We start from the raw sequence: 24,209 nt of genomic DNA on the forward strand, positions 1-24,209 counted from the left end.
AGCAGGGTGAGGCGTCGCTGCGCTTACTCTCCGTTGATCCCCGGCTCCGCGTCCAGCGCGGGCGGCGCATTCTGCCCGACCACCGTGCGCCGGGGGCCGACCACCGTCGGGTCCGGCCAGGACAGCCGAGGCCGCCCGCACGAAAAGGTGAGGCCGTCTCACCGGCCGGGCGGGCCGGCTCGGCGGTCAGGTGGCCGCCGCCGGGTCGGCCGACGGAAGCGTGACAGTCACCTCCAGGCCGCCGCCGGGCTGGGCGACCGCCTTCACCGTGCCGCCGTGCGCGTCGCTGACGGCCCGCACGATCGACAGGCCGAGACCGGAGCCGCGCGCGCCGGTGCGTTCCTGGCCGCCGCGCCGGAACGGTTCGAACAGCCCGGGTACGTCGGCCGGGGCGACCTCGAAGCCGGTGTTCCCCACCACCAGCCAGGACCGCTCGCCGTCGGTGCCGGTGCGTACCCAGATCCGGCCGTGCAGGTGGTTGTAGCGGACCGCGTTCTCCACCAGGTTGCCGGCGAGCCGGTCGAGCAGGCCCGGGTCGCCGACCACCGGCGCCGGGCGCAGCGAGGTGTGCACCTTCAGGCCGATGCGCTCGACCTCCCGGGAGACCGCGGAGAGGGCGTTGGCGGTGCCGATGGCGAGGTCCGACTCGGCGCGCCGGCCCAGCCGCCGGCCGGTCTGCGCCTCGCTGCGCGCCAGGACCAGCAGCGCGTCGACCAGGCCGTTGGCGCGCTCCGAGGCGTCGCGCACCACGCCGGCCATGCGGCGGTACTCGGCGAGGTCGGCGTCGTCGTCGCTGAGCGTCACGTCGATTTCGGTACGCATCACCGCCAGCGGCGTCCGCAGCTCGTGCGAGGCGTTCGCGACGAACCGTTTCTGCGCCTCGAAGGCGCCGCTGATCCGGTCGAGCATCGCGTCGAACGTCTCGGCCAGCTCGGCCACCTCGTCGTCGGCGCCGGACCAGCCGATCCGCTCGTCGAGCGTGGCCTCGCCGAGCCGGCGGGCGGTGGCGGTGACCTGGTGCAGCGGGCGCAGCGCCCGCCCGGCCACCAGGTACGCCCCGGCCACCCCGACCACGCTGATCGCCGCCAGCGCGAGCAGCCCCTTGACCAGCAGTTCCTGCGACGCCGCGTCGACGAGCTGCCGCTGCCACTCCCCGGCGTCGAGGGTGCGCCCGTCGCTGAGCACCACTGTGGTGCCGGGCAGCAGCTCGTCGGTGGGACGCAGCGCGTCGCGGACCAGCAGCCAGGCCAGCAGCACAAGGATCGCCCCGGCGCCGACCAGCAGCACGCCGTTGAGCAGGGTCAGCCGCAGCCGCAGCGTCGGCCGTACCCGGCGCGTGGCCGGCGCGCTCACTGCCGTACCCCACCGATGCGGTACCCCGCGCCCACGACCGTGTCGATGAGCGGCGGGTCGCCGAGCTTCTTGCGCAGCGTCATCACGGTGACCCGGACGATCGTGGTGAACGGGTCGGTGTTGGCGTCCCACACCCGTTCCAGCAGTTCCTCGCTGGACACCACCGCGCCGCGCGCCTTGAGCAGCTCGGCGAGCACGCCGAACTCCTTGTTGGTGAGGTCGAGCGGCACGCCGCCCCGGCTCACCACCCGGCGGGCCGGGTCGAGCACCAGATCGGCCACCTCCAGCACCGGCGGCGCGGCCGGGGTGGCGCGGCGGCCGAGCGCCTGCACCCGGGCCACCAGCTCGTCGAACGCGAACGGCTTGGCCAGGTAGTCGTCGGCGCCGAGCTGCAGCCCCTCCACCCGGTCGGCGACGGTGCCGCTGGCGGTCAGCATCAGCACCCGGGTCAGCGCGCCGGAGGCGGCCAGGTCGGCGCAGATCCGGTCGCCGTGCACGCCGGGCAGGTCACGGTCCAGGATCACCACGTCGTAGCGGGTGACGAACGCCGCCTCGTGCCCGGCGTCGCCGTCGTAGGCGACGTCGACAGCCATGCCGCGCTTGCGCAGCCCGCGCGCGATCGCGTCGGCGAGGTTGCGCTCGTCCTCGACCACCAGTACCCGCATCCCGGCCTCCCACCTCGTGACCCCTGACAACCTAGTGCGGCAGGCAAAACCGGCAGCCGCAGGAGCCGACGGCCACCGGCAGACGGTTCACCGGCAAGCGCGGCCGCCGCACGGGCCCACCCCTGCCGGCCCGGCACCGACTTCCGGGCACCGCCACCGCCACCGCCACCGCCACCGGACCACGATTGTCACTCGCCGTAACTCCGACGTTGATTCGGCGTGGTATCACGCACCGTAATGGAGGCCCGCTGGGCCCATCGAACGCCCCGTCGAGCCGAATCGCCTTGACCAGGAGAAACAGTCGACCACTCCTCAGGGCGAGAGATACCCCTCCGCGCCCTTTGCTCTGCAGCCTCATGCGCAGCGGTAGCCGTGGGTCACCGATGCGCCGGTGGCTGCAGAGCAAAGGGCGCGAGGGCGACCATGTCGCGGGGCCCGCTGCGACTACGGTCAGTGACAGGGCGGCAGACCGGTCGGCCGCAGCCGGCGGCACGCGCCGCCGTTGCAGAAAACCTTCGGGTACGCGATGCTCGGCGGCAATGATCGGCAAGCGCACCAGCCACAGGCGACGTCCACCCCGGGCGGGTTCCCGATGACCGGCCGCGACATCGCGTACCGCCGGTTCCGCTTCCCGGCGGACCGCGACCTGGGTCGTGTGGACGGACTGCGCGACGGGCCGGACGGGCTCACGCCCGACGGCGCGGCCGGCCCGGTCGCGCACACCGACCCGCACTCCGGGACCACAGCCGAGTACGCGGCCGGCACCTGGACCTCCCCCGTGACGTCCGCCGGCTTCGCCGTCACCGAACTGGTGCCCTCGTGGACCGCCGACACCCCGCCCGGTTGCTGGCTGCGGGTCGAGCTGCGCGGCTGGGCCGACGGCACTGCCACCACCGGCTGGTACGACCTGGGCCACTGGGGGGCCGACGACAGCGCCGTGCACCGCGCCTCGGTACCCGGGCAGGAGGACGACCGGGCGCGGGTCGCCGCGGACACGCTGCGGGTGACCGGCGCGACGGTGACCGGCTGGCAGGTCCGGGTGACCCTGCTGCGCCGCCTCGACGCGCCCGACGGCCCGGTGCTGCGCACGGTGGGCGTGGTCGCCTCGGCCGACCCGCCCAGCGACGCGGAGGCCACGGGCGTCGACGCCACCGCGAAGGCCGGCAGCCGGAAGACCGCCGTCGGGGACGCACGCGCGTGGGGGCGGGTGCTGGACGTGCCGCGCTACGCGCAGCGGCTGCACGCCGCCGGGGAGACCCGCTGGGGTGGCGGCGGTGACTCCTGGTGCAGCCCCACCTGCGTGTCGATGGTGCTCGACTTCTGGGGCACCGGCCCCGCCCCGGACCGGTACGCCTGGGTGGCGCCGCCCGGCCCCCGCCCGCAGGTGGTGCACGCCGCGCGGCACTGCTACGACCACGCCTACGGCGGGCCGGGCAACTGGCCGTTCAACACCGCGTACGCGGCGACGCACGGGGTGGACGCCTTCGTCACCCGGCTGCGCTCGCTGGCCGAGGCGGAACGGTTCGTGGCCGCCGGCATCCCGCTGATCGTCTCGGCCGCGTTCACCGCCGGTCAGGTGCCCGGACTGGACTACGACACCCGGGGACACCTCATGGTGCTGGCCGGTTTCACCGCCGACGGCGACCCGGTACTGAACGACCCGTACGCGCCGGACGACGAGCGGGTCCGCCGCACCGTGCCGCGCGCGCCGTTCGAGCGCGCCTGGCAGGTGGGCAGCGGCGGGATCGCGTACGTGCTGCGGCCCGAGTCGGCGCCGCTGCCGCCTGCCCCGGCGCAGGCCAACTGGTGATCAGCGGCCGGCCGGCCAGATCGCCATGCCGCCGGTCGGGCGCAGGCACACCAGTTGCGTACCCGTGTCCGCGCACTCGGACCAGGCGCCGGGCAGGATCCCCCGGATCCGCACCTGCCCGGCCGCCACGTCGAGCGCGCCGACGAGCGTGCGGTCCTCGGTGAGCGTGCGCAGTCCGAGCAGCGGCCCGGACGGGAGGTCGTTGCCGGAGACGCGCCAGCGGCCCAGCCGGGCCAGCACGCGGCCGGTCGGCGGGTCCAGCGCCGACAGTTCCAGTTCCTCCCCGACGCCGCGTTCGGCGGCGATGAGCCGGTCGCCGACCGGTCCCATCCCCAGCCAGCGCTCGTCCGTCCAGGCCGGACGACCGGTGGCCGGGTCGAGGGCCTGCGCGCCGCCCACCTGGTCGCGCAGGCACACCATCCCGGCGCAGTCGGCGAACCAGAGCCCGGCGCGGGAGCCGACCGGCAGGCTCCACCGCTCGTCGAGCCCGTCCAGGCCGTACCCGGTGACAGTGCCCCGGGCGTCCTCGACGAGCAGGAGGTCGGCCACGACCTGCGCGTACCGGTAGGCGGCGCGATCGGCCGCGGGCGCCACCCGGCCGGTGTGCGCGACCGCACCGGAGTCCGCGTCGTACACGGTCACCCGGCCCTGCGGGGTGACCAGCACGAGCTGGGTCACCCCGTGGTCGTCGCGGCGGTACCCCACCTCCTGGCCGGGTACGGGCAGCGTCCACCGCACCTCGCCGGAGGCCGGGTCCACGGCCCGGACGGTGCCCGCACCGGGCGGGCGGGGGTTCTCCAGCAGCAGCCCGCCCGATGCGGTCCGGACCGGGTAGCCGGGATGCCGCCAGCGCAGCGTGCCGGTGGCCGGGTCGAGCATGGCCGACACGGAGTCGCCGTCCCCGGCCGGGCTGCTCGTCACCAGCAGTCCCCCGGCCACTGCGGTGAGGCCGAGCACGTGGTCGCCGTCGGTCAGCGCGAACCGCCACGCCGGTTCCCCACCGGGCAGCCGGTACGCGGCTACCACCCGCCCACCCCGGCCGATCGCGCCCGGGCCGTCGGCCACCACCACGCGGTCCGGCAGGACCACGAACGCCGCGCCCTGCGGGGCGGGCACCCGGATCGGCTCGGGCCGTCGCGGCGGCCCGGCGGCGGCGGTGACCACGAGCAGCACCAGGCAGCCGAGCAGTGTCACCCGCGCCGTCGGGCCCGGCGGCCGGCGGGGCGGCGCGGCGGCCGGCTCGTCGGCGGACTCGCCGTGCCGCATCTCCCCCAGCTCGATCACCGGGCTCACGTCAGCCGCCGCACCAGGTAGTCGCCGCCGGGCCGGCGGCAGACCAGAAGCGTCACGCCGGTGGTGCAGTCGGTGCCGGTGAGCGTGCCCCGGATCGAGGGTGGATCGCCGGACAGTGCCACCTCGGCCAGGAGCCGTCTGCCGCCGCCCAGCGGCCGTGTCGCCAGCAGCGGCCCGCCCGACTCGTGCTGCGGGACCGGTGTCCAGCCGCCCAGGTCGGCGATCAGCCGCCCGTCGTCCTGGTCGAGCACCGCCAGGCCGTCGTCGATGGCGGTGTCGGGGACGCCGACGAGCAGCCGGCCGCCACGCTCCGCCGCCACGCCCGCCCACCGGTCCGCGCTCCAGCGCACGGCGCCGGTCGCCGGGTCGAGCGCGGTCATCCCGCCGGCCGGCCCGACGGCGCAGAGCAGGGCGCCGCAGCTCTCGGCGTGGCCGACGAGCTTCCGCGCGACGGTCCAGCGCGACCGGAGCGTGTCCAGGTCGTACGCCTCGATGGCCCCGTCGCCGTCGCGGAACTCCAGCAGCAGCCCGCGGGCGATCTGCAACCGGCGCGGGCCGGGCCGTCGTACCGGGTACAGGTCGCGGGCCACGAGCCGCGCGCCGGTACGCGCGTCCACGACCACCGTCTCCCCGGTCGCCGGGGACAACACCATGCGTACCGGCCCGGCCGGCTCGGCGTCGAACCCCAGCGCGCCCGTCATCGGCGCCGTCCACACGGTACGGCCGTCGGCCGGGTCCAGCCCTCCGATCGACGTCGTGGTGTCGGATGCGGCCGACTGGATCAGCAGCACCCGGCCCACCGCGAACGCGATTCCGGGCCGGCGCCAGACGTCCGCGCCGGTGGCCGCGTCGTACGTGACCGTCTGCCAGTCCGTGTCGTCGACGCCCCGGCCGGCCACGATCACCCGGCCGTCCTGCTCCCACACCGACACGGCGGTGCCCACGCCTGGTAGCGGGCTGCGCCACCGCTCCCGGTCGCCCCGGTACGCGAGGAGTTCCCGCCCGCCGCCGGCGCCTGCGCGGTCCGGCCGCACCACGTACACCACGTCACCGGAGACGAACACGGCCGATCCCAGGCCGCCGGGCAGCGTCCACTCGACCGGGCCTCGCGGCGGCGTCGCGGCGGTGAGCGTGAGCAACGCCACCAGCAGCACCACGAGAAGGCGGAACGGCCGTCCGACGGCACGCGGGGGGCGGGGCGCCGGGCCGGGCGGTGCGTCGTCGCGCAGCTCCCCCAGATCGATGACGGTCACGACCATCCTCTCCCGCGCGCCGGGCCGCCGCCCGACCGTGACCGGCCGTGTGACGAACCGCCTGTACGATGGCGCGTCGTGGCCGTGCCCGTGGTGGACCCCTCGTTGAACCCCTCGTCCGTCGAGGCGGACGCCGTCGTGGCCGACCCGCCACGCCGCGCCCGTCGCCGGCCGGCCCGCGCCGACGTGCTGGCCATCGGAGCCTATGTGCTCCTCGGCGTTCTCGTCTGCCTCAACTACTGGGGCGACGTGGAGCACCGGGTCTCCTCGCACCTGCCCACCGACCACAGCTGGTTCGAGTGGCTGTTCGCGCACGGCGCGTACTCGGTGCAGCACCTGGAGAACCCGCTGTTCACCACCCGGCAGAACGCGCCGGACGGGGTGAACATGATGGCGAACACCTCGCTGCTCGGGGTGACGCTGCCGCTGGCGCCGCTGACGCTGCTGCTCGGCCCGCAGGTGATGTACGCGCTCTACCTGGGCGCCGCGCTGTCCGCGACCGCCGCCACGTCGTACTGGGTGCTGTCCCGGCACCTGGTCCGGTCCCGGGCCGGGGCGTTCGTCGGCGGCGCGTTCCTCGGTTTCGCGCCGGGCATCGTGCACCACGCCAACGGCCAGCCCAACTTCGTGTCGAACTTCCTGCTGCCGCTGATCGTGGCCCGGGTGCTGCGGCTGGGCGAGCCGGGCCGCTGGCGGCGCAACGGGCTGGCGCTCGGGTTGCTTGTCGCGTACCAGATCTTCATCAACGAGGAGATGCTGCTGCTGACCGCGCTGGCCTGCCTGGTCGTCGTGGTGGCGTACGCGGTGCAGCGGCCCCGCGCGGCCCGCGAGCGAGCTGGGTCGTTCGTGGCCGCGCTCGGTCTCGGTGGCGGCCTGGCGCTGCTGCTGACCGCCTACCCGATCTGGTTCCAGTTCAACGGCCCGCAGTCCTACCGCGGGTTGCAGGGCGGCGTCTTCCACAACTGGGGCGAGGACCTGGTCGCCTTCGTCACGTTCGCCCGGGACACGATCGCCGGTGACGAGGCGGTGGAGAAGACCATCGGCCTGACCGAGCAGAACACCTGGTTCGGCTGGCCGCTGGTGCTGGTGGCGCTGGCCGCGCTGGTGCTGCTGGTCCGCCGCTCGGTGCCGGCCCGGATCCTGGCCGTGCTGGTGGTCGTGTTCACGATCGCCTCGATCGGCCCGGTCGTGCGGTTCAACGGCGCGGAGACCGACATCGACGGTCCGTGGGCGTACGTGCCGGACGACCTGCCGCTGGTCGAGATGATGATGCCGACCCGGTTGAGCCTGGTCGTGGTGGCGGCAGTGGGCGTGCTGCTCGCCCTGGCGTGGGACGCGCTCGCCGGTGCCGGCCGCCCGCCGGTGCCCGCCCCCCGCTCCGGCGACGACGACGGCGGTGACGACGACGGTGACGGCGCGACGGCCGCGCGCGACACGCGCCGCCGGGTGCTGCGCCTGGCCGGGCTCGTCGCCATCGCCGCCGCCGTGGTGCCGCTGATCCCGCGTCCGCTGCCGGCCGAGCGGATCGACCCGCCGCCGCACTTCATCACCGCGGGCGGCTGGCGGCCGTACGTGCCGGAGGGCCGCACGCTCGTGCCGGTGCCGATCCCCAGCAACGTGCACGGGCTGCACACGCTGCGCTGGAGCGCGCTGACCGGGCAGGAGTTCCCGATCCCGGGTGGCTACTTCATCGGCCCGAACGAGCGCGGCGAGGGCGTGTTCGGCGCCCCGAACCGGCCCACCAGCACGCTCATCTACTCCACCATGGACGCCAACGAGGTGCCGGAGATCACCGAGGAGAACCGCCGCCAGGCCGTGGACGACCTGCGCTTCTGGCGGGCCTCGGTGGTGGTGCTCGGGGCCGGCCCGCGTGAGGCGGTGCTGCGCGACCTGATGGCCGAGCTGCTCGGCCCGCCGCAGCGGGTCGACGACGTGTGGATCTGGGACGTCCGCGACCGGGTGTGACACCCGCGCCGGTCAGCCGACGAGCGGGCGGACGTCCCACAGGTAGCCGCCGGGCACGTCCCGGCCGGGGCCGACCAGCGCGTCCACTGTGGCGCGCACCGGATCGGCCGGTGACGAGTCGGCCTGCACGAGTGCCGCCGCGCGCCAGTGCCGCAGGTCGTCGACCGCCTGCCGGCGTTCCGTCTCGCCGACCGGCGGCACCCGGCCGGTCTCGGCGGCCCGGCGCAGCAGCAGCGACGTGGGCCGGTCCGGCGCGCCCCAGCGGGCCGCCGGGTCGCCTGCCGACTGCGGGCCGATGAAGTAGCCGCCGGGCGCGTCGAACGCCAGCCCGGTGCGCGCCGACCAGAACATGGCGGGGCTGACCGCCGCCCCGGTCACCGGCGGCACCGGCACCAGCGTCCGGCCCGCCGGCACGTACTCCCGCCAGCCGCCGCCGGACACGACGGCCGGGACCGGCGGGACCGGCACCGCGCGGATCGGCGTCGGCGCCAGCGGCAGCAGCGCGGCGGCGACCGCGCCGGCCCACGGCGCCCAGGTGCGCGCGGCGCCGTGCCGGACCCGGTCCACTGCGAGCGCGAGCAGCACCCCGAGCACCGGTACGCAGACCAGCGCGAACCGCGCCGGCACCACCAGGTCCAGCAGCGGCACGCCGGCGAGCAGGCGGTACGGGCCGGGCAGCCCGGTGTCGTGCCGGTTCACCACCACCGGGGAGCCGAGCGACAGCAGCGCGAACAGCAGGCCGCACGCGGCGAGCGCGCGCACCAGCGGCCGCCGCCACAGCCGCACCACCACGAGGACGGCCAGCAGCGGCAGGAACGGCCCGAAGAACGAGTTCTGCTCGGTCGGGTTCGGCGACAGCAGCCCGGCCCGGTGGGCGTCCCCGGCGACCGTCTGCCGGGCGGTGGCGGCGAACGAGACCACGTCCAGCCGGTAGCCCTCGGTGTGGAACGGCATCCCCCGGTAGTGGCCCGGCCCGGCGAACTGGAACCACAGCGGGTACGCCAGCAGCACGCCCGCCACCAGCGCGCCGACGCCCAGCCGGCGGGCCACCACCGGTGCCAGGCGGCGGGCGGCGGCCCGGTCGGCGAGCGCGTACGCCCCGGCGAACACCCCGGCTGCCAGCGCCAGGAAGACAAGCACCTCCTCGCCGAGGAACACCTGGTACGCGACTGCGAGCCCGAGCAGCACGCCGTCGCGCCGGACCCGGTCGATGGCCGGGCGGAACACCAGCGCGAGGATCACCGGCACCAGGAACTGGGCGGCCATGTGCAGGTGCGCCCCGGCCTGCGCCACCATGCCCGGGGCGAAGCCGCAGAACAGGCCGCCCACCGCGGCGGCGGCCCGGGAGCGGACCAGCCGTCGGGCGAGCAGCGCGTACCAGGCGGTGGCGGTGCCGGCGAGGCTGAGCGTCACGGCGACGAGGAAGGCCGCCTGGGAGCCGAAGACGACTGTGACCGGGGTGAGCGGCACGCCCAGCCCGAGCACCGACGTGTTCGCCATCAGGTTCACCCCGTCCGGGGCGTTCAGCGCGCCGCTGTACAGCGGGTTCTCGCCGCCGGTGACCGCGCGGGCGGCCCGGGCCAGCATCCACTCGAACAGCATCTGGTCGCCGGCCTGGTGGAACAGCCGTTCCGGCCGGCGCCACTGGCCGGTGGTGAGCAGCACGGCCAGGCCGAGGTAGCCGGTCACCACCAGCACGTCGACCGGGCGGGGCCGGCGGCGGCGGGGCGCGGGGGCGGGGACCGCCGGTTCGGTCAGGCGGACCGGCTGGTCAGTTTCCGCACGTCCCACAGCCACACGTCCAGCTCCTGCCGTCCGGGGCCGACCAGCTGCTCCACGGTGCGGCGCAGCGGCTCGGCGTTCTGCTCGTCGCGCGGCAGCACCACCACCGCCGCGTTCCAGTGCCGCAGCTCGTCCAGGTAGCGGCGCCGCTGGCGGTCGTCCAGCTTCGGCATGCGGCCGGTGGACGATACCTCCCGCAGCATCTCGCCGATGCCGCTGGGGCGGCCGCCGAAGCGTCCGGGATCGCCGGTGACGCCGTTGCGCGGCGCGAGGAAGTAGCCGCCGGGGATCTTGAAGTCGAGGTTGGTGCTGGCCGCCCAGCGCATCGGGTCGGTGTTGCCCATCGCGGGCACCGGCACGGACACGAGCGTCTGGTCCGGCCCGACGTACTTGCGCCACCGGTCGGCGGTGATGAACTCCGGCACCGGCTCCCGGGTGGTGACCTGCAACGGCATCGGCGCGATCGGCAGCAGCGCGAGGACCAGGCCCGCGGCGGTGAGCCTGCGGGCGGTCCGCCGGTCCACGCCGCGCAGCGCCCAGGCGCGCCGGACCGCGTACGCGAGCAGGATCGCCACCGTCACGCCGGTGATCAGGCCGAAGCGGGTCGGGACCACGGCGTCGAGCAGCGGCAGCCGTACCAGCAGCTCCCACGGGCCGGTGGCGATCTCCCGGTCCCACCAGGAGATCCGCTCGCCCAGGGAGAGCACGGCGAAGAACAGCCCGGTGGCGGCGAGCGCGCGGACGATCACGTCCCGCCGCAGCCACACCACGATGCCCACGACGAGCAGCGACAGGCTCCAGCCGAAGAACGCGTTCTCCTCCGAGTAGTTCGGTGCGAGGTTGACGTTGGCGCGTTCGTTGCCGCCGAACGTGGGCGAGCCGGGGGCGAAGAACGCGGCGATGTCGTTGCCGTAGTCGCGCACCGCGTCGCTGAGCCCGTGGTACGCCATCGGGCCGGCGAACTGCACCCACAGCGGGTACGCCAGCAGCGCCCCGGCCAGCGCCGCGCAGACCGCCAGCCCGGCGCCGAGCGGCCGCCACGCGGTGCTCCACCGCTCCCGCTGCTGCACCACCACGGCGATCAGGAACACGCCCAGCGCGAGCGCGGTGAAGAGCAGGATCTCCTCGTTGATGAACGCCTGCGCGGTGACCAGCAGCGCCAGCAGCACGCCGTCGCGGACCGGCCGGGTCGAGCGGGTCAGCACCAGCACCCGCCACACGATGAACGGCAGCAGGAACTGGCTGATGATGTTCGGGTGCCAGTTGGCGTGCGACAGCATGGCCGGTGAGAAGCCGCAGAACCAGGCCGCCACGGCGGCGGCCGGGCGGTGCCGGATCAGGTGCCGGGACAGCACCCGGTACCAGGCGGCGGCGGTGCCGGCCAGACCGAGCGTGACCAGCGTGACGAACGAGACCGCCGGTCCGAACAGGAGGGTCACCGGCACCATCGGGATGCCGAGCGCCAGGATGGCGGTGTTCGCCATCAGGTTGACGCCGTCGGGGTAGTTGAACTGCTCGGTGAAGAACGGGAACTCGCCGTGCAGCACCACCCGCACCGAGTGGGCGAGGAAGAACTGCACCTGCGCCGGGTCGCTGCTGTAGAGCGCGGCGACCCGTCCGGCCGGGTCGACCCAGATGCCGCTGGTGACCCAGATCGCGGCGAGCAGGAATCCGCCGTACACGGTGAGGTCGATCCGGCGGCGCGTCCACCGCCACCGGCGCGCGCGCCGTGCGCCCGGCGTGGCCGGCGCCTCCGGCTCGGCCGGCGATTCGGGCGGCGTGGTGGTCGCCGGCTCCGGCTCGGCGGTGATGGTGACCGATGGTGGGTCCAGGGTGACGGCGCGGTGGCCCGTCGGGGCGGCGGCGTCCGGCGTCGAGGCGCCGCGGGTCTCGGCAGGCGTCACAGTCGGCGGAGTCTACCGGAGCCGGATATTGGTACCCGAATCGCCCGTCACGTTCCGCAGTGGCCGATCGGCCGAAAGGGTGAGCCGGGCGCGGCCGGGTGACCGGTCGTCTCGTACCATGTGGGCTTCCGACCGACGACCGGCGAGGGGATCAGGGTGCTTTCAGCCCGCCGAGGCGCTACGACGGGCATCGCGCTGGCAGCTCTGCTGCTGGTCACGGCCGGTTGCGGACCGGTCGCCGAACGGCGGCCGGCGGACCTGCGGGTCGGCTACGACAGCCTGGACGGCACCCTCGCGGTGTGGCCGCCGCGCGGCAGCCTGGCCCGCGACGCCGAGGCTACCGCCGCGATCACGACAGCGGTACGCGACTGGCGCTCCCCGGTGGACGACCGGGTGCACGTGCCCACGTCCGGCATCCTCTTCTCCGGTCAGGTCGCCGGGTCGGCGCTCGCGCTCGTCGCCGCCGACGTGCCCGGCGAGTCGGCCTCCTGGCTGCTGCAACTCGACCGGGACGGGCAGCGCTGGCGGGTCGTCCACGCCACCGAGTACACCGACCCCGGCTACCTGGTCTACTCCGACGTGCTGCCGGTGCGGGAGCCGTCCGGCCGCCGCTACCTCACCTCGGCCCGCGTCGAACGCCTGACCGGGCCCGACGGCAAGGTGCTCGGCGGCACCGACGGCGTCAGCGACCCGGTCGCCGTACCGGCCTGCCGGGCCGTCGAACTGACCGCGACGCTGCGGGCCACACCGTCGCTGCCGCGCGGCAAGGCCGCGGACCGCGTCCTCGACCTGGGTACGGCCACCGAAGCGCCCCGCTACCCCCTGGTACGCGACGAGACGGGCGCCGGCAAGCGCGCGCTGACCGGGCTGGACACCTGTGTGCTCGCCGGTGAGCGGGGCCCGTTCGGCAGTGTGCCGCGCCGCATCGGCGACCGGGAGGCGCCCCGCTCCGCGCCGGAGTCCTGGCCGATGGCGAAGATCGCGACGCGTTCGCTCGGTTCGGTGGCCCTCGGTGACGGGGAGCCGGGCGAGTTGGAGCAGCTCAGCTGGGAGACGCCGGGCGCGACCATGACGGCGGTGGTCTACCGGCCGGCCGACGGCGGCACCCCGGTGGTCTCCCCCGCCGACCGGTCCACCACGCTTCAGGCGTACCACCTGCCGATGCCGGGCCGGCCGCTGGCGGTGCTGTCCTGGCGTACCCGGGACGCCTCGTTCTCCGCACCGCCCGGCACGACGCGCCTGGTGGACCGTCCCGGCCTGGTGGTGGTCGAGCACACCGACGCCAGGCAGACGTTCAGCCTGGCCGGCACCGAGAAAACGTGGTACCGCTCCCTCCCCACCCCCTGACCCGCGTCCCGCCCCGCGCGTTGGCCCGGCCCCGCCTCGCGCGTTGGCCCGCTCCCGTCGATCATGAACTTGACGGCGACAAACCGGACACCCCACACCGTCAACCTCATGATCAGCCACCCTGCTCGGTGATCAAGGAGTTTGTGCCATCCGGAGGGCCCTCCACGCACCCAAACTCCTTGGTCAACAGGACGGAGCCAGGCGGGGCAGGGCTGGCTCGACTCGGCTCGGCGATCTTGCAGTTGGGGCCCCGCCGAACAGGGCATAACCGGCAATCTGGGGGCCGGAAGTGCAAGATCGACGAGGTCGGGGCGGGCTGAGGGCTGGGTGGGCTAAAGGCGGGTCAGCCGCATGCCCAGGTAGGGGGTTTGGGCTGGGCCGGGGCGGAGGTGCCGTCGGGGCGCCAACCGTGGCGGGTGTAGAACGCGCGAGCCCGGGTGTTGCGCTTCCACACCTCCAGCACGCCCAGCACCAGCCCCTCGTCCGCCAGGTGCCGTACGAACAGCGCGTGCAGCGCACTCCCCACGCCTCGTCCCCACATCTCCGGGTCGACGTGGATCTGGTAGAGCTGCGCCGTCGTGCGTGGATCCAGGCCGGACGAGGGCGGCGGTCCCATGGCCAGCACGCCGGCCACTGCACCGTCCACGATGGCGACTCGCACCTGCTTGTGCGCCGAGGTGATCGCCGCCGCCCAGCCCTCCCGCTGTTCCCGGGCCGGCTCCGGGGTGAGGATCTCCCCGACCGGCAGCCCGCCGGCCCCGTAGTAGGCGACCCGCGCCCGGCTGTGCAGCCCGACGATCGCCGAGAGATCCCCCGGCCCCCGCCTCGCGTATCTCCACGAGGCCCTCCTTCCACGCCAGGCCCCGCGATCTTGCGATTGCGGCCCTCCCTGATCGGGCGAAGCCGACATCAGGAGGGCCGCAAGTGCAAGATCGACGAGGCGGGCTGGGCGGAGGCAGGCTCAGCTCTGGGCTCGGGCTCCGTTCGTGGCCGGGTCCACCGGGGCGGCGTCCAGGCCGGAGATCCAGCCGGTGACGTCGCGCGCCACGTCCTGCGCGGTCAGCCGCAGGTCGGCCAGGATCTGCGCGCGGCTGCCGTGCGGGTGCCAGTCGGCCGGTACGCCCATGTCCTTGACCGGTACGCGGACATCCGCGTCGCGCATCGCCTGGGCCAGCGCCGAGCCGACGCCGCCGATGCGTACGCCGTCCTCCACGGTGACCACGAGCCGGTGCGCGGATGCCAGCTCGACCAGCTCGGCCGGCACCGGGCGCACCCAGCGCGGGTCGACCACAGTGACGCCGTATCCCTGCTCGGCGACCCGGGCGGCGACCTCGACGCCGAGGCCGGCGAACGAGCCGACCGCTACCAGCAGCACGTCGGTACGCGCCGACTCGGCCAGCACGTCGACCGGGCCGACCCGGCGTACGGCCGGCAGGTCGGCGGCGACGGTGCCGGTCGGGAAGCGCAGGATGGTCGGGCCGTCGTCGACGGCGACCGCCTCGCGCAGCTCCTCGCGCAGCGTGGCCGAGTCGCGGGGCGCGGCGATCCGCAGGCCGGGCACCACACCGAAGACCGACATGTCCCAGATGCCGTAGTGGCTGGGCCCGTCCGGACCGGTGATGCCGGCCCGGTCCAGCACGAACGTGACGGGCAGCTTGTGCATGGCCACGTCCAGCAGGACCTGGTCGAACGCGCGGTTGAGGAACGTGGCGTAGACCGCGACGACCGGGTGCAGCCCGCCCATGGCGAGGCCGGCGGCGGAGGTGGCGGCGTGCTGCTCGGCGATGCCCACGTCGTACACCCGCTCCGGGTACTTGCGGGCGAGCGTGGCGATGCCGGTGGGCTCGGCCATGGCGGCGGTGATGCCGACCACGTCGGGGCGCTCGTCGGCGATCGCGACCAGCTCGTCGGCGAAGACGTTCGTCCACTTCACCGACGGCACGGCGAGCAGCTTGCCGGTCTCGGCGTCGAACGCGCCGGGGCCGTGCAGGCAGTCGGCCTCGTCGTCCTCGGCGGGACGGTAGCCGTAGCCCTTGCGGGTGACCGCGTGCACGATCACCGGGCCGCCGAAGTTCTTCGCGGCGCGCAGTGCCGCCTCGACGGCCGGTACGTCGTGGCCGTCGACCGGGCCGACGTACTTGATGCCGAGGTCCTCGAACATGGCCTGCGGGGCGACCGCGTCCTTGATGCCCTTCTTGACCGCGTGCAGCACCTCGTACATCGGCTTGCCGACGAACGGGGTGTTGCCCAGCGCGTCCTTGACCGTGTCGAGCACCTTCTCGTAGCCGGGGTTGAGCCGCAGCGACGACAGGTGGTCGGCGAGGCCGCCGATGGTCGGCGAGTAGGACCGGCCGTTGTCGTTGACGACGATCACCAGCGGGTTGCCGGCGGTGGCGATGTTGTTCAGCGCCTCCCAGCACATGCCGCCGGTGAGCGCGCCGTCGCCCACCACGGCGACCACTGAGCGCTTCTCGCCGCGCAGCGCGTACGCCTTCGCGAGGCCGTCGGCGTACGACAGGGCGGTGGAGGCGTGCGAGTTCTCGATCAGGTCGTGCTCGCTCTCCGCCTGGCTGGGGTAGCCGGAGAGGCCACCCCGCTGGCGGAGCTTGTCGAAGCCCTCCTGCCGGCCGGTGAGGATCTTGTGCACGTACGCCTGGTGACCGGTGTCGAAGAGGAGCCGGTCACGCGGGGAGTCGAAGACCCGGTGCATCGCCAGGGTCAGCTCGACCACACCGAGGTTGGGGCCGACGTGGCCGCCGGTGCGGGAGACCTTGGCGATCAGGAAGTCACGGATCTCGGCGGCGAGGATGTCCAGCTGCTCGGCGGTCATCCGCTTCACGTCCTGCGGGCCGCGGACGGTGCCCAGCAGCCGACCGTGGTGGGCCGTGCCCTCTTCAACACTCATGACCGGAGAGTCTATCGGCCGCGGAACAGTCCGCAGCCCGGCCGTGCATCGACCCAGGTCAGGCGTCGACCACCAGCCGCCGGGGCGCGGGTGGGCGGGGTGCTGTGGCGGACGGGCCCGCCGGCGTCCAGGAGCCGAGCACGGCGGCCCGGGACGCCCCGGTCACCGAGGGCACCGCGCCTGGCAGCCCGTGCCGGGACAGCCAGCCGAGCAGCGCGAACGCGTACGCCTCCTTGGCCTGGGCCGGTACGCCCAGCTCGTCGGTGGTGCGCAGCCGCCAGCGTCCCGCGCCCAGCGCGGCCAGCCGCGCCCGGAGTGTGGGATTGCGCACTCCCCCGCCGGCGGCCACCACCTCGGTGACCCGGTGCCGGTCGCAGGCGTCGGCCACCGTGCGGGCGGTCAGCTCGGTGAGCGTGGCCAGCACGTCGTCGGCGGCCACCGGCTCGCCCAGCCCGCTCAGCGCGGCGTCCAGGTAGCCGCCGTGGAACAGCTCCTTACCCGTCGACTTGGGCGGCGGCGCGGCGTAGTACGGCTCGGCGAGCAGCCGGGCCAGCAGCGCCTCGTGCACCCGCCCGGCCGCGGCGCGGGCCCCGTCGACGTCGCAGGGCCGGTCCAGGAACCGCCGGGCGGCGGCGTCCAGCAGCGCGTTGGCCGGGCCCACGTCGTACCCGAGGACCGGCGTGCCGGGCGCGACCACGGTGAGGTTCGCGATCCCGCCGAGGTTCAACGCGGCGCGGGGTGCAGCACCAGCGGCCGGGTCGAGCAGCAGCGCGTCGAACGCCGGGACCAGCGGCGCACCCTGGCCGCCGGCGGCGACGTCCGCCGAGCGCAGGTCGTGCAGCACCGGTACGCCCACCCGGGCGGCCACCCGGGCCGGCGCGCCGAGCTGGAGGGTGCCGCGCACCCGGCCGTCCTCGACCCAGTGGAAGACCGTCTGCCCGGGCGACACGACCGCGTCGGCGGTGCCCCCGGCCAGCTCGACGCCGGCCGCGGCCGCCTCGGCGAACACCTCGCCGAGCCGGTTGTCCAGCCGGCAGACCGCCTCGATCGTGGTGGCCGCCGGGGGCAGCAGCGCGCCGATCTCGGCCCGCAGGTCGTCCGGGTACGCCAGTTCCCGGTGCCCGAGCGGCCGCAGCCGCAGCGTGTCGCCGTCGGCGGTGAACTCGGCGGCCACCACGTCCACCCCGTCGTAGGACGTGCCCGACATCAGCCCGACGATCTTCATCGGGTCAGGCTAGCCAGGCAGGAACAGGCCCACCAGCTCCACGTGCTGGGTCATCGGGAACAGGTCGAAGCCGCGCAGCGCGGCCAGCCGCCAGCCCGCCTCGGTGAACGTGCGCACGTCCCGGGCGAACGCGGCCGGGTCGCAGGCCACGTAGGCGACAGCGCGCGGCCCGGCGCCCGCCACCGCACGCACCACCGGCGCGCCCGCGCCGGAGCGCGGCGGGTCGAGCACCACCAGGTCGACCGGTCCGGTGATCCGGCGCCGGGACAGCGCCGCCTCCACCCGCGCGGCGACCACCTCGACGGCGCGCAGGTCGGCCAGGTTCTGCCGGGCCGCGGCCACCCCGTCCGGCGCCGACTCGACGAGCGTCACCCGGGCCCCGTCGACCCGTTCGGCGAGCGCGGCGGCGAACAGGCCGGCCCCGCCGTACAGGTCCCAGGCCGTCTCGCCCGGCTGCGGGTCGAGCAGGTCGAGGACCGCGCCGGTCAGCGCGTCCGCCGCGGCCGGGTGCACCTGCCAGAACCCGGAGGCGGGCAGCGTGAAGGACCGCCCGGCCGCCGTCTCCCGGACCCGCTCCGGCCCGCTCACCGCCGTCGGAACCCCATCGGTGTACGCGACCACGGCGACGTCCCCGCCGGTGCTGGCGACCGTCTCCACCGCGTCGGCGTCGGGCCAGCGGGCACCGGTGGGCGGGAGCACCGGCAGGTCCTGGATCGCCGGGTGCGCGATCAGGCACCTGTCGATCGGCACGACCTCGTGCGAGCGGTGCTTGAGCAGCCCGGCCCGCCCGGCCGCGTCGACCGCGTAGCGGACCCGGGAGCGCCAGCCCAGCGGCCCGCCGGGCAGCGCCTCGACGTGGACGCCGAGCGCGTCGATCTGCTCCGCGGTGAGGCCGCCCAGCCGGGTGAGCTGCTCGCGCACCACGGAGAGCTTCCAGTCGAGCTGGGCGGCCGGGGCGACGTGCTGGAGGTCGCAGCCGCCGCACCGGCCCGGCCGGGCGTACGGGCACGGCGGGGTGACCCGGTCCGGCGAGGCGTCCAGGATCTCCACCGCGTCGGCGCGGGCGAAGCCCCGGTGCAGCTCGGTCACCTCGGCGATCACCCGCTCGCCGGGCAGCGCGTGCCGGACGAAGACCACCTGGCCGCCGACGCGGGCCACGCAGTGCCCGCCCGGCGCGACCGCGTCGACTGTCAGCTCGACCCGCTCGGCCTCCTCCAGCCCGGGCCGCTGCGCCGCCGGCACAGGAACGGGACGCTCGTCGGCGCTCACGACCGCTCCTCCCGTTCGGCAGAGGGCGCGGACGGCGTGGACGCCACCGGCGGCGGCAGCGTGCTCTGCGGCGCCACCCGGGGGCCACGCGCCGGTCCCCGGCTCAGCGTGGCGTCCAGCCGGTCCAGGTTCTTGCTGGCGGTGGACGCGAGCTGCCACGGCACGCTGGTCACCATCACGCCCGGCTCGAACAGCAGCCGCCCCTTGAGCCGCAGCGCGCTCTGGTTGTGCAGAAGGTTCTCCCACCAGCGGCCCACCACGTACTCGGGGATGAAGACGGTGACCACGTCGCGCGGCGACTCCCGGCGCACCGACGCGACGAAGTTGAGGATCGGGCGGGTGATCTCCCGGTACGGGGAGTCGATCACGGTGAGCGGCACCGGCAGCTCGCGGCGCTCCCAGTCGGCCTGGAGATCGCGGGTGTCCTGCTCGTCCACGTTCACGGTGACGGCGGTGAGCGTGTCCGGCCGGGTGGCCCGGGCGTACGCGACGGCCCGCAGCGTCGGCTTGTGCAGCTTGCTGACCAGCACGATGGCGTGGTTGCGGGCGGGCAGGACGCCGCGCTGCTCGGTCGGTTCCAGTTCCTCGGCGATCCGGTCGTAGTGGCGGCGGATGCCGAGCATCACCACGTACATCACGGCCATCGCGACGATCGCGATCCACGCCCCGAGCAGGAACTTCGTGGCCAGCACGATGATCAGCACGACGCCGGTCATGACCATGCCGAACGTGTTGATCGCCCGGGAGCGGATCATCCGCCGGCGCGCCTCCGGGTCGCGCTCGCGGCGCAGGTGCCGGTTCCAGTGCCGGATCATGCCGGCCTGGGAGAGCGTGAACGAGACGAACACCCCGACGATGTAGAGCTGGATGAGCTTCGTCACCTCGGCCTGGAAACCGACGATCAGCACGATCGCGAAGACGGCCAGGAAGAGGATGCCGTTGGAGAACGCCAGCCGGTCGCCCCGGGTGTGCAGCTGGCGGGGCAGGTAGCGGTCCTGCGCGAGGATCGAGCCGAGCACCGGGAAGCCGTTGAAGGCGGTGTTGGCGGCCAGGAACAGGATCAGCGCGGTCATCCCGGCGACCACGTAGAGCAGCACCGAGCCGCCGCCGAACACGGTCTCGCCGAGCTGGGTGGTGACCGTCTTCTGCACGTACCCGTCCGGGCCGGAGACGATCTGCCTGCCCGGGTCCTCGACGAACTGCAGGCCGGTGAGGCGGGCCAGCCAGATGATGCCGACCAGCATCGCCACCGCGATGCCGCCGAGCAGCAGCAGCGTGGTCGCCGCGTTCTTCGACTTCGGGCTCTTGAACGCCGGTACGCCGTTGGAGATCGCCTCCACGCCGGTGAGCGCGGCGCAGCCGGAGGAGAACGTGCGCAGCAGCAGGAACACCAGCGCGAACCCGGTGACGCTGTGCTCGGCCTGGATCTCCAGGCCGGCGCTCGGCGCGCGCAGGTCGTCGCCGAGCACGAAGATGCGGACCAGCCCGGTCAGCAGCATGCCGCCGATCACGATCACGAAGCCGTACGTGGGGATGGCGAAGGCGGTGCCGGACTCGCGCAGGCCGCGCAGGTTGATCGCGGTGAGCAGCACCACCGCGCTGACCGCGATGAGCACCTTGTGGGTCGCCACGAACGGCACCACCGAGCCGAGGTTCGCCACGCCGGAGGAGACCGAGACGGCGACCGTGAGCACGTAGTCGACGAGCAGCGCGCTCGCCACCGCCAGGCCGGCCTTGGGACCGAGGTTGACCGTCGCCACCTCGTAGTCGCCGCCGCCGGAGGGGTAGGCGTGCACGTTCTGCCGGTAGCTCGCCACCACGGTCAGCATGACCACGACGACCGCGAGCGCCACCCACGGCGAGAAGAAGAACGCCGAGGCACCGGCGATGGACAGCGTCAGGAGGATCTCGTCCGGGGCGTACGCCACGCTGGAGAGCGCATCCGAGGCGAAGACCGGCAGCGCGATGCGCTTCGGCAGCAGGGTGTGCTGGAGGCGGTCGGACCGGAACGGTCGACCGAGGAGGAGTCGCTTCAGCAGCGAGGTGGGTCGGGCCACAACCGCCAAGCGTACGACCACCGGGTCCGGGGCGCGGGGGTGGTCGATCTCCCCCGCGTGCGGCCGCGCGGTACGGTTCGGTCCCCCGTCCCGTGGGGGGACGTGGCAGGCTCGCAGGCGACGGGTCGGCGGGCGGCGCCGTGGGAGGAGCGGACACCGTGCATGTGGTGATCATGGGCTGCGGCCGGGTCGGATCGACCCTGGCCCACAGCCTGGAGTCGCGTGGGCACTCGGTGGCGGTGATCGACCAGGACGCGGACGCGTTCCGCCGTCTCGGGCCGGACTTCGCCGGCATCACGGTCACCGGTGCGGGCTTCGACGGCGAGGTGCTGCGCCAGGCCGGCATCGAGCGGGCCGACGCGTTCGCGGCGGTGTCCAGCGGCGACAACTCCAACATCATCTCGGCTCGGCTGGCGCGGGAGACGTTCGGCGTGTCCCGGGTCGCGGCCCGCATCTACGACCAGCGCCGCGCCCAGGTCTACGAGCGGCTCGGCATCCCGACCGTGGCGACCGTCCGGTGGACCGCCGACCGGATGCTGCGCCACCTGGTCCCCGAGGGCAACGTGGAGATCTTCCGCGACCCGACGAGCACCGTCTCGATCATCGAGGTGCCGGTGCACAAGGAATGGATCGGCCGGCCGCTGCGGCAGCTGGAGCAGGCCGTCGGTGCCCGGGTGGCCTACCTGAACCGGTTCGGGATCGGCACCCTGCCCACCGCCTCCACGGTGATCCAGGAGGGCGATCAGGTCTACATGCTGGTGACCGACGACATCAACGGCCCGGTCACGTCGGTGGCGGCGGCGCCGCCGGAAGGGGGGCACTGAGCCATGCGGATCGCCATCGCCGGCGCCGGCAACGTGGGCCGCTCGATCGCCCAGGAGCTGATCGACAACGGCCACCAGGTGATGCTGATCGAGCGGCAGCCGAAGATGCTGCGGCCCGACCGGGTGCCGGCCGCCGACTGGGTGCTCGCCGACGCGTGCGAGCTGGCCAGCCTGGAGGAGGCCGACGTGGCCGGGTGCGACGTGGTCGTGGCCGCCACCGGCGACGACAAGGTCAACCTGGTGGTGTCGCTGCTGGCCAAGACCGAGTTCGCGGTGCCCCGCGTGGTCGCCCGGGTCAACCGGGCGGAGAACGAGTGGCTGTTCACCGAGCAGTGGGGCGTGGACGTCGCGGTGAGCAAGCCGCGGGTGATGGCGGCGCTGGTCGAGGAGGCGGTCACCGTCGGCGACCTGGTCCGGCTGATGACGTTCCGTCAGGGCGAGGCGAACCTGGTCGAGATCACGCTGCCGCCGACAGCGCCCTACGTGGGGCAGCCGATCCACGCGGTGCCGATCCCCCGGGACGCGGCGCTGGTGGCGATCGTGCGCGGCAAGCGGGTGCTGGTGCCCACCCCGGACGACCCGATCGAGGCCGGCGACGAGCTGGTGTTCGTCTGCACCGCGGCGGTGGAGGACGACGTGCGCGCGGTGATCCTCGGCCCGGCCAGCGCGGACCGGCACCGCGACCGCGCCTGAGGCGGGGTCAGGAGCCGGGTAGCGGGGTGGGTGCGGTCTCCCGGGTGACCCGGCGCACCACCCACACCGTGATCAGCAGCAGCAGCGCGTACGGCGGGTAGCCCAGGGCGAGCCGGGCCACGCCGAGCGCGGTGTCCTGGTGGGCCAGGTAGAGCCCGGCCTGTACGCCGACCTTGGCCAGCCACACCACGCCCCAGAGCACGGTGAGCTGGGTGAAGGTGCGGACCAGCTTGGGGTCGTCGCGCCACTCGGAGCGGCCCTTGGCGACCAGCACCGACCAGATCCAGCCGACCAGCGGCTGCCGGATCGCGGCCGACAGCAGCAGCGCCAGGCCGTACCCGATGCCGTAGAGGATGCCCGGCAGGTAGAAGTCGCGCTCATCGCCGGTGCGCAGCGCCAGCAGCGCGCCGATGCCGACGCCGAACAGCCCGTTGACGGCGTGCCGCACCGGCTTGCGCTGGGCCAGCCGCAGCCCGGCGATCAGCAGCGCCACCGCCACCGAGGCGTACACGGCGGGGCGCAGCTCGCCGATCACGTTGGCGATCACGAAGACCACCACCGGGATGCTCGACTCGACCAGCCCGCGCCATCCGCCGAGCTGGTCGGCCATCTGCTCGGCGAGGCTGGGCAGCCGCTCCTCGTCCTGCGGGCCGAGGCCCGACGGGGTGTGCTGCTGTCCGGTCGTCACTTCGGCGACTCCAGCTCGTAGTACGGGTTGTAGATCACCTTGCGGTCGTCACGCACCGCCACCCGGCCGCGCGCGGTCAGGTGCCGGCCCGGCTCGATCCCGGCGATGTGCCGGCGGCCCAGCCAGACCAGCGTCACCACGTCGTTGCCGTCGTAGAGGTCGGCCTCCAGCGTGGGCAGGTTCGTGCGGGGCGTGTAGACGACGGTACGCAGCCTTCCGGCCACCGACACCACCTGACCCCTGTTGCACTGGTGGGCGGGCGTGCCGCCGGACTCGGCGCTCTCCCGGCGCAGCTCCTGCGCCTCGATCTCGGCCTCGCTCGCGGTGAGCCGGTGCAGGAGCCGCCGCAGCGACCCCCGGCTCTCGTCGGTCGTCATGACCTCCGCGTCACCCTCTCCACAGCGGGGCCCCGCGGGCGGCGGAACCGTCCCGCCAGCGTACGCCGGTGTGGCCCGCCGGCGGGAGCGGCGTGTCGCGCGTAGCGCCGCCGGCGAACCGGACACGGCGCGGGCCCGGCGCCGATCGGCGCCGGGCCCGGGCACGTGTGGCTCAGACCTCCTGCTGGTCGGCGGCCTGCTGCTCGGCGACCTCGCGGGGCAGCCGCAGCGGCAGCGGCTCGCGCACCGGCTTGGCCTCCTGGCCGCGGTCGACGACCAGGCCGTCCAGGCAGGCCGCGAGCGGGCCGGCGGCGGCCGGGTCGGTGGCGGCCGCGCCCTGGAAGACGCCGCGCACCATCCAGCGCGGGCCGTCGATGCCGACGAACCGCAGGTCGGTCGGCCCGTCCGGGGTAACCACGCGGGCGCGCAGCTCGGGCCCGTGCTCGCCCTCGACCTCCCGGGCGGTCGCGCCGTCGTTCACGAGCGACTGGCGGATCTCCTCGCGCACCTCGTCCCAGATGCCCTCGGACCGGGGCGCGGCGAAAACGCCGAGCTGGAGCGCGTTCTGCCCGTGCACGAGCACGACCTGCTGGATCACGCCCTGCGGGTCGGCCTGGACCCGCACCTCGACGTCCGGCACCGCCGGGATCTGCAGGCTGCCCAGGTCGAGGCGAGGCGCGTCCGGCGCCTCGCTGACGTCGTACGGGCCGCGGTCCGGCGCCGACGGGGTCTCCTCGGCGTCGAGGACCCCATTGTCACGCGCCTCGTCGGCCCGCTTCCGGGAGAAGATCACTGCGCC

General features: G+C 74.5%; 19 protein-coding genes. 5 read left to right on the forward strand and 14 right to left on the reverse strand.

Annotation, left to right across the window (positions count from 1 at the left end; translation table 11 throughout):
• Positions 1-186 precede the first annotated feature (186 nt).
• Together OC439_RS12440 and OC439_RS12445 are read right to left on the reverse strand one after the other, a co-directional pair.
• Positions 187-1,353: a sensor histidine kinase gene (locus OC439_RS12440; protein WP_194803014.1), complete on the reverse strand. Its 1,167-nt coding sequence runs from the start codon at positions 1,351-1,353 to the stop codon at positions 187-189.
• Entirely contained in the window at positions 1,350-2,018 is a 669-nt protein-coding gene (locus tag OC439_RS12445) for a response regulator transcription factor (RefSeq protein ID WP_018788976.1), read from the reverse strand. Before OC439_RS12445 ends, OC439_RS12440 begins: the two co-directional genes overlap by 4 nt.
• Positions 2,019-2,610: 592 nt before the next feature.
• Here OC439_RS12445 and OC439_RS12450 point away from each other — a divergent pair.
• Positions 2,611-3,828 carry a peptidase C39 family protein gene (locus OC439_RS12450; protein ID WP_262013530.1) on the forward strand — a complete coding sequence of 406 codons (1,218 nt, stop codon included), beginning with the start codon at positions 2,611-2,613 and terminating at the stop codon, positions 3,826-3,828.
• On the opposite strand, the gene OC439_RS12455 is transcribed toward OC439_RS12450, so the two are convergent.
• Both OC439_RS12455 and OC439_RS12460 read right to left on the reverse strand, forming a co-directional pair.
• Positions 3,829-5,121, reverse strand: a complete 1,293-nt coding sequence (locus OC439_RS12455) for a PQQ-binding-like beta-propeller repeat protein (RefSeq protein WP_262013531.1) — start codon at positions 5,119-5,121, stop codon at positions 3,829-3,831.
• Positions 5,118-6,374 (reverse strand): PQQ-binding-like beta-propeller repeat protein, encoded by a 1,257-nt coding sequence (locus OC439_RS12460; RefSeq protein WP_262013532.1) that lies wholly within the window; start codon positions 6,372-6,374, stop codon positions 5,118-5,120. Before OC439_RS12460 ends, OC439_RS12455 begins: the two co-directional genes overlap by 4 nt.
• 93 nt (positions 6,375-6,467) lie before the next feature.
• Here OC439_RS12460 and OC439_RS12465 point away from each other — a divergent pair, with 93 nt between their 5' ends.
• Positions 6,468-8,339, forward strand: a complete 1,872-nt coding sequence (locus OC439_RS12465; protein ID WP_410054917.1) for a hypothetical protein — start codon at positions 6,468-6,470, stop codon at positions 8,337-8,339.
• A gap of 12 nt (positions 8,340-8,351) precedes the next feature.
• Here OC439_RS12465 and OC439_RS12470 read toward each other — a convergent pair whose 3' ends face one another.
• Together OC439_RS12470 and OC439_RS12475 are read right to left on the reverse strand one after the other, a co-directional pair.
• Entirely contained in the window at positions 8,352-10,136 is a 1,785-nt protein-coding gene (locus tag OC439_RS12470) for a hypothetical protein (protein ID WP_315985927.1), read from the reverse strand.
• Positions 10,094-12,025 carry a hypothetical protein gene (locus OC439_RS12475; protein ID WP_262013534.1) on the reverse strand — a complete coding sequence of 644 codons (1,932 nt, stop codon included), beginning with the start codon at positions 12,023-12,025 and terminating at the stop codon, positions 10,094-10,096. Before OC439_RS12475 ends, OC439_RS12470 begins: the two co-directional genes overlap by 43 nt.
• Positions 12,026-12,181: 156 nt before the next feature.
• On the opposite strand from OC439_RS12475, the gene OC439_RS12480 reads away from it, so the two are divergent.
• Positions 12,182-13,372, forward strand: coding sequence for a hypothetical protein (locus tag OC439_RS12480; RefSeq protein WP_262013535.1), 1,191 nt, complete (start codon positions 12,182-12,184; stop codon positions 13,370-13,372).
• A 343-nt stretch (positions 13,373-13,715) separates the two neighbouring features.
• Here the strand turns inward: OC439_RS12480 and OC439_RS12485 are convergent, their stop codons facing one another.
• The 5 genes from OC439_RS12485 to OC439_RS12505 all read right to left on the reverse strand — a co-directional run bounded on the left by OC439_RS12485 (position 13,716) and on the right by OC439_RS12505 (position 20,828).
• Entirely contained in the window at positions 13,716-14,018 is a 303-nt protein-coding gene (locus tag OC439_RS12485) for a GNAT family N-acetyltransferase (RefSeq protein WP_262013536.1), read from the reverse strand.
• A 315-nt stretch (positions 14,019-14,333) separates the two neighbouring features.
• Entirely contained in the window at positions 14,334-16,277 is a 1,944-nt protein-coding gene (dxs, locus tag OC439_RS12490) for a 1-deoxy-D-xylulose-5-phosphate synthase (RefSeq protein ID WP_262013537.1), read from the reverse strand.
• A 58-nt stretch (positions 16,278-16,335) separates the two neighbouring features.
• Positions 16,336-17,502: an anhydro-N-acetylmuramic acid kinase gene (locus OC439_RS12495; protein ID WP_262013538.1), complete on the reverse strand. Its 1,167-nt coding sequence runs from the start codon at positions 17,500-17,502 to the stop codon at positions 16,336-16,338.
• 9 nt (positions 17,503-17,511) lie between these two features.
• Positions 17,512-18,771 carry a class I SAM-dependent RNA methyltransferase gene (locus OC439_RS12500; RefSeq protein WP_262013539.1) on the reverse strand — a complete coding sequence of 420 codons (1,260 nt, stop codon included), beginning with the start codon at positions 18,769-18,771 and terminating at the stop codon, positions 17,512-17,514.
• A complete protein-coding gene (locus tag OC439_RS12505; protein WP_262013540.1) occupies positions 18,768-20,828 on the reverse strand; it encodes an APC family permease in 2,061 nt (686 codons plus the stop codon). The genes OC439_RS12500 and OC439_RS12505 overlap by 4 nt, the downstream gene beginning before the upstream one ends.
• Positions 20,829-20,986: 158 nt before the next feature.
• Between OC439_RS12505 and OC439_RS12510 the strand changes: the two genes are divergently transcribed.
• Both OC439_RS12510 and OC439_RS12515 read left to right on the forward strand, forming a co-directional pair.
• Complete coding sequence (locus tag OC439_RS12510) at positions 20,987-21,652, forward strand: potassium channel family protein (protein ID WP_262013541.1); 666 nt, start codon at positions 20,987-20,989, stop codon at positions 21,650-21,652.
• 3 nt (positions 21,653-21,655) lie between these two features.
• Positions 21,656-22,345 (forward strand): potassium channel family protein, encoded by a 690-nt coding sequence (locus OC439_RS12515; protein WP_262013542.1) that lies wholly within the window; start codon positions 21,656-21,658, stop codon positions 22,343-22,345.
• Positions 22,346-22,352: 7 nt separating this feature from the next.
• On the opposite strand, the gene OC439_RS12520 is transcribed toward OC439_RS12515, so the two are convergent.
• The 3 genes from OC439_RS12520 to OC439_RS12530 form a co-directional block, all read right to left on the reverse strand.
• Positions 22,353-23,033, reverse strand: coding sequence for a DUF3159 domain-containing protein (locus OC439_RS12520; protein ID WP_194803002.1), 681 nt, complete (start codon positions 23,031-23,033; stop codon positions 22,353-22,355).
• Positions 23,030-23,410, reverse strand: a complete 381-nt coding sequence (locus OC439_RS12525) for an OB-fold nucleic acid binding domain-containing protein (RefSeq protein ID WP_013284795.1) — start codon at positions 23,408-23,410, stop codon at positions 23,030-23,032. Before OC439_RS12525 ends, OC439_RS12520 begins: the two co-directional genes overlap by 4 nt.
• Positions 23,411-23,582: 172 nt before the next feature.
• A complete protein-coding gene (locus tag OC439_RS12530; RefSeq protein WP_262013543.1) occupies positions 23,583-24,203 on the reverse strand; it encodes a DUF3710 domain-containing protein in 621 nt (206 codons plus the stop codon).
• Positions 24,204-24,209: the final 6 nt, after the last annotated feature.

Origin of the sequence: Micromonospora sp. Mcm103 (genome assembly GCF_024519755.1) — a bacterium.
Lineage (GTDB): Bacteria > Actinomycetota > Actinomycetes > Mycobacteriales > Micromonosporaceae > Micromonospora > Micromonospora aurantiaca.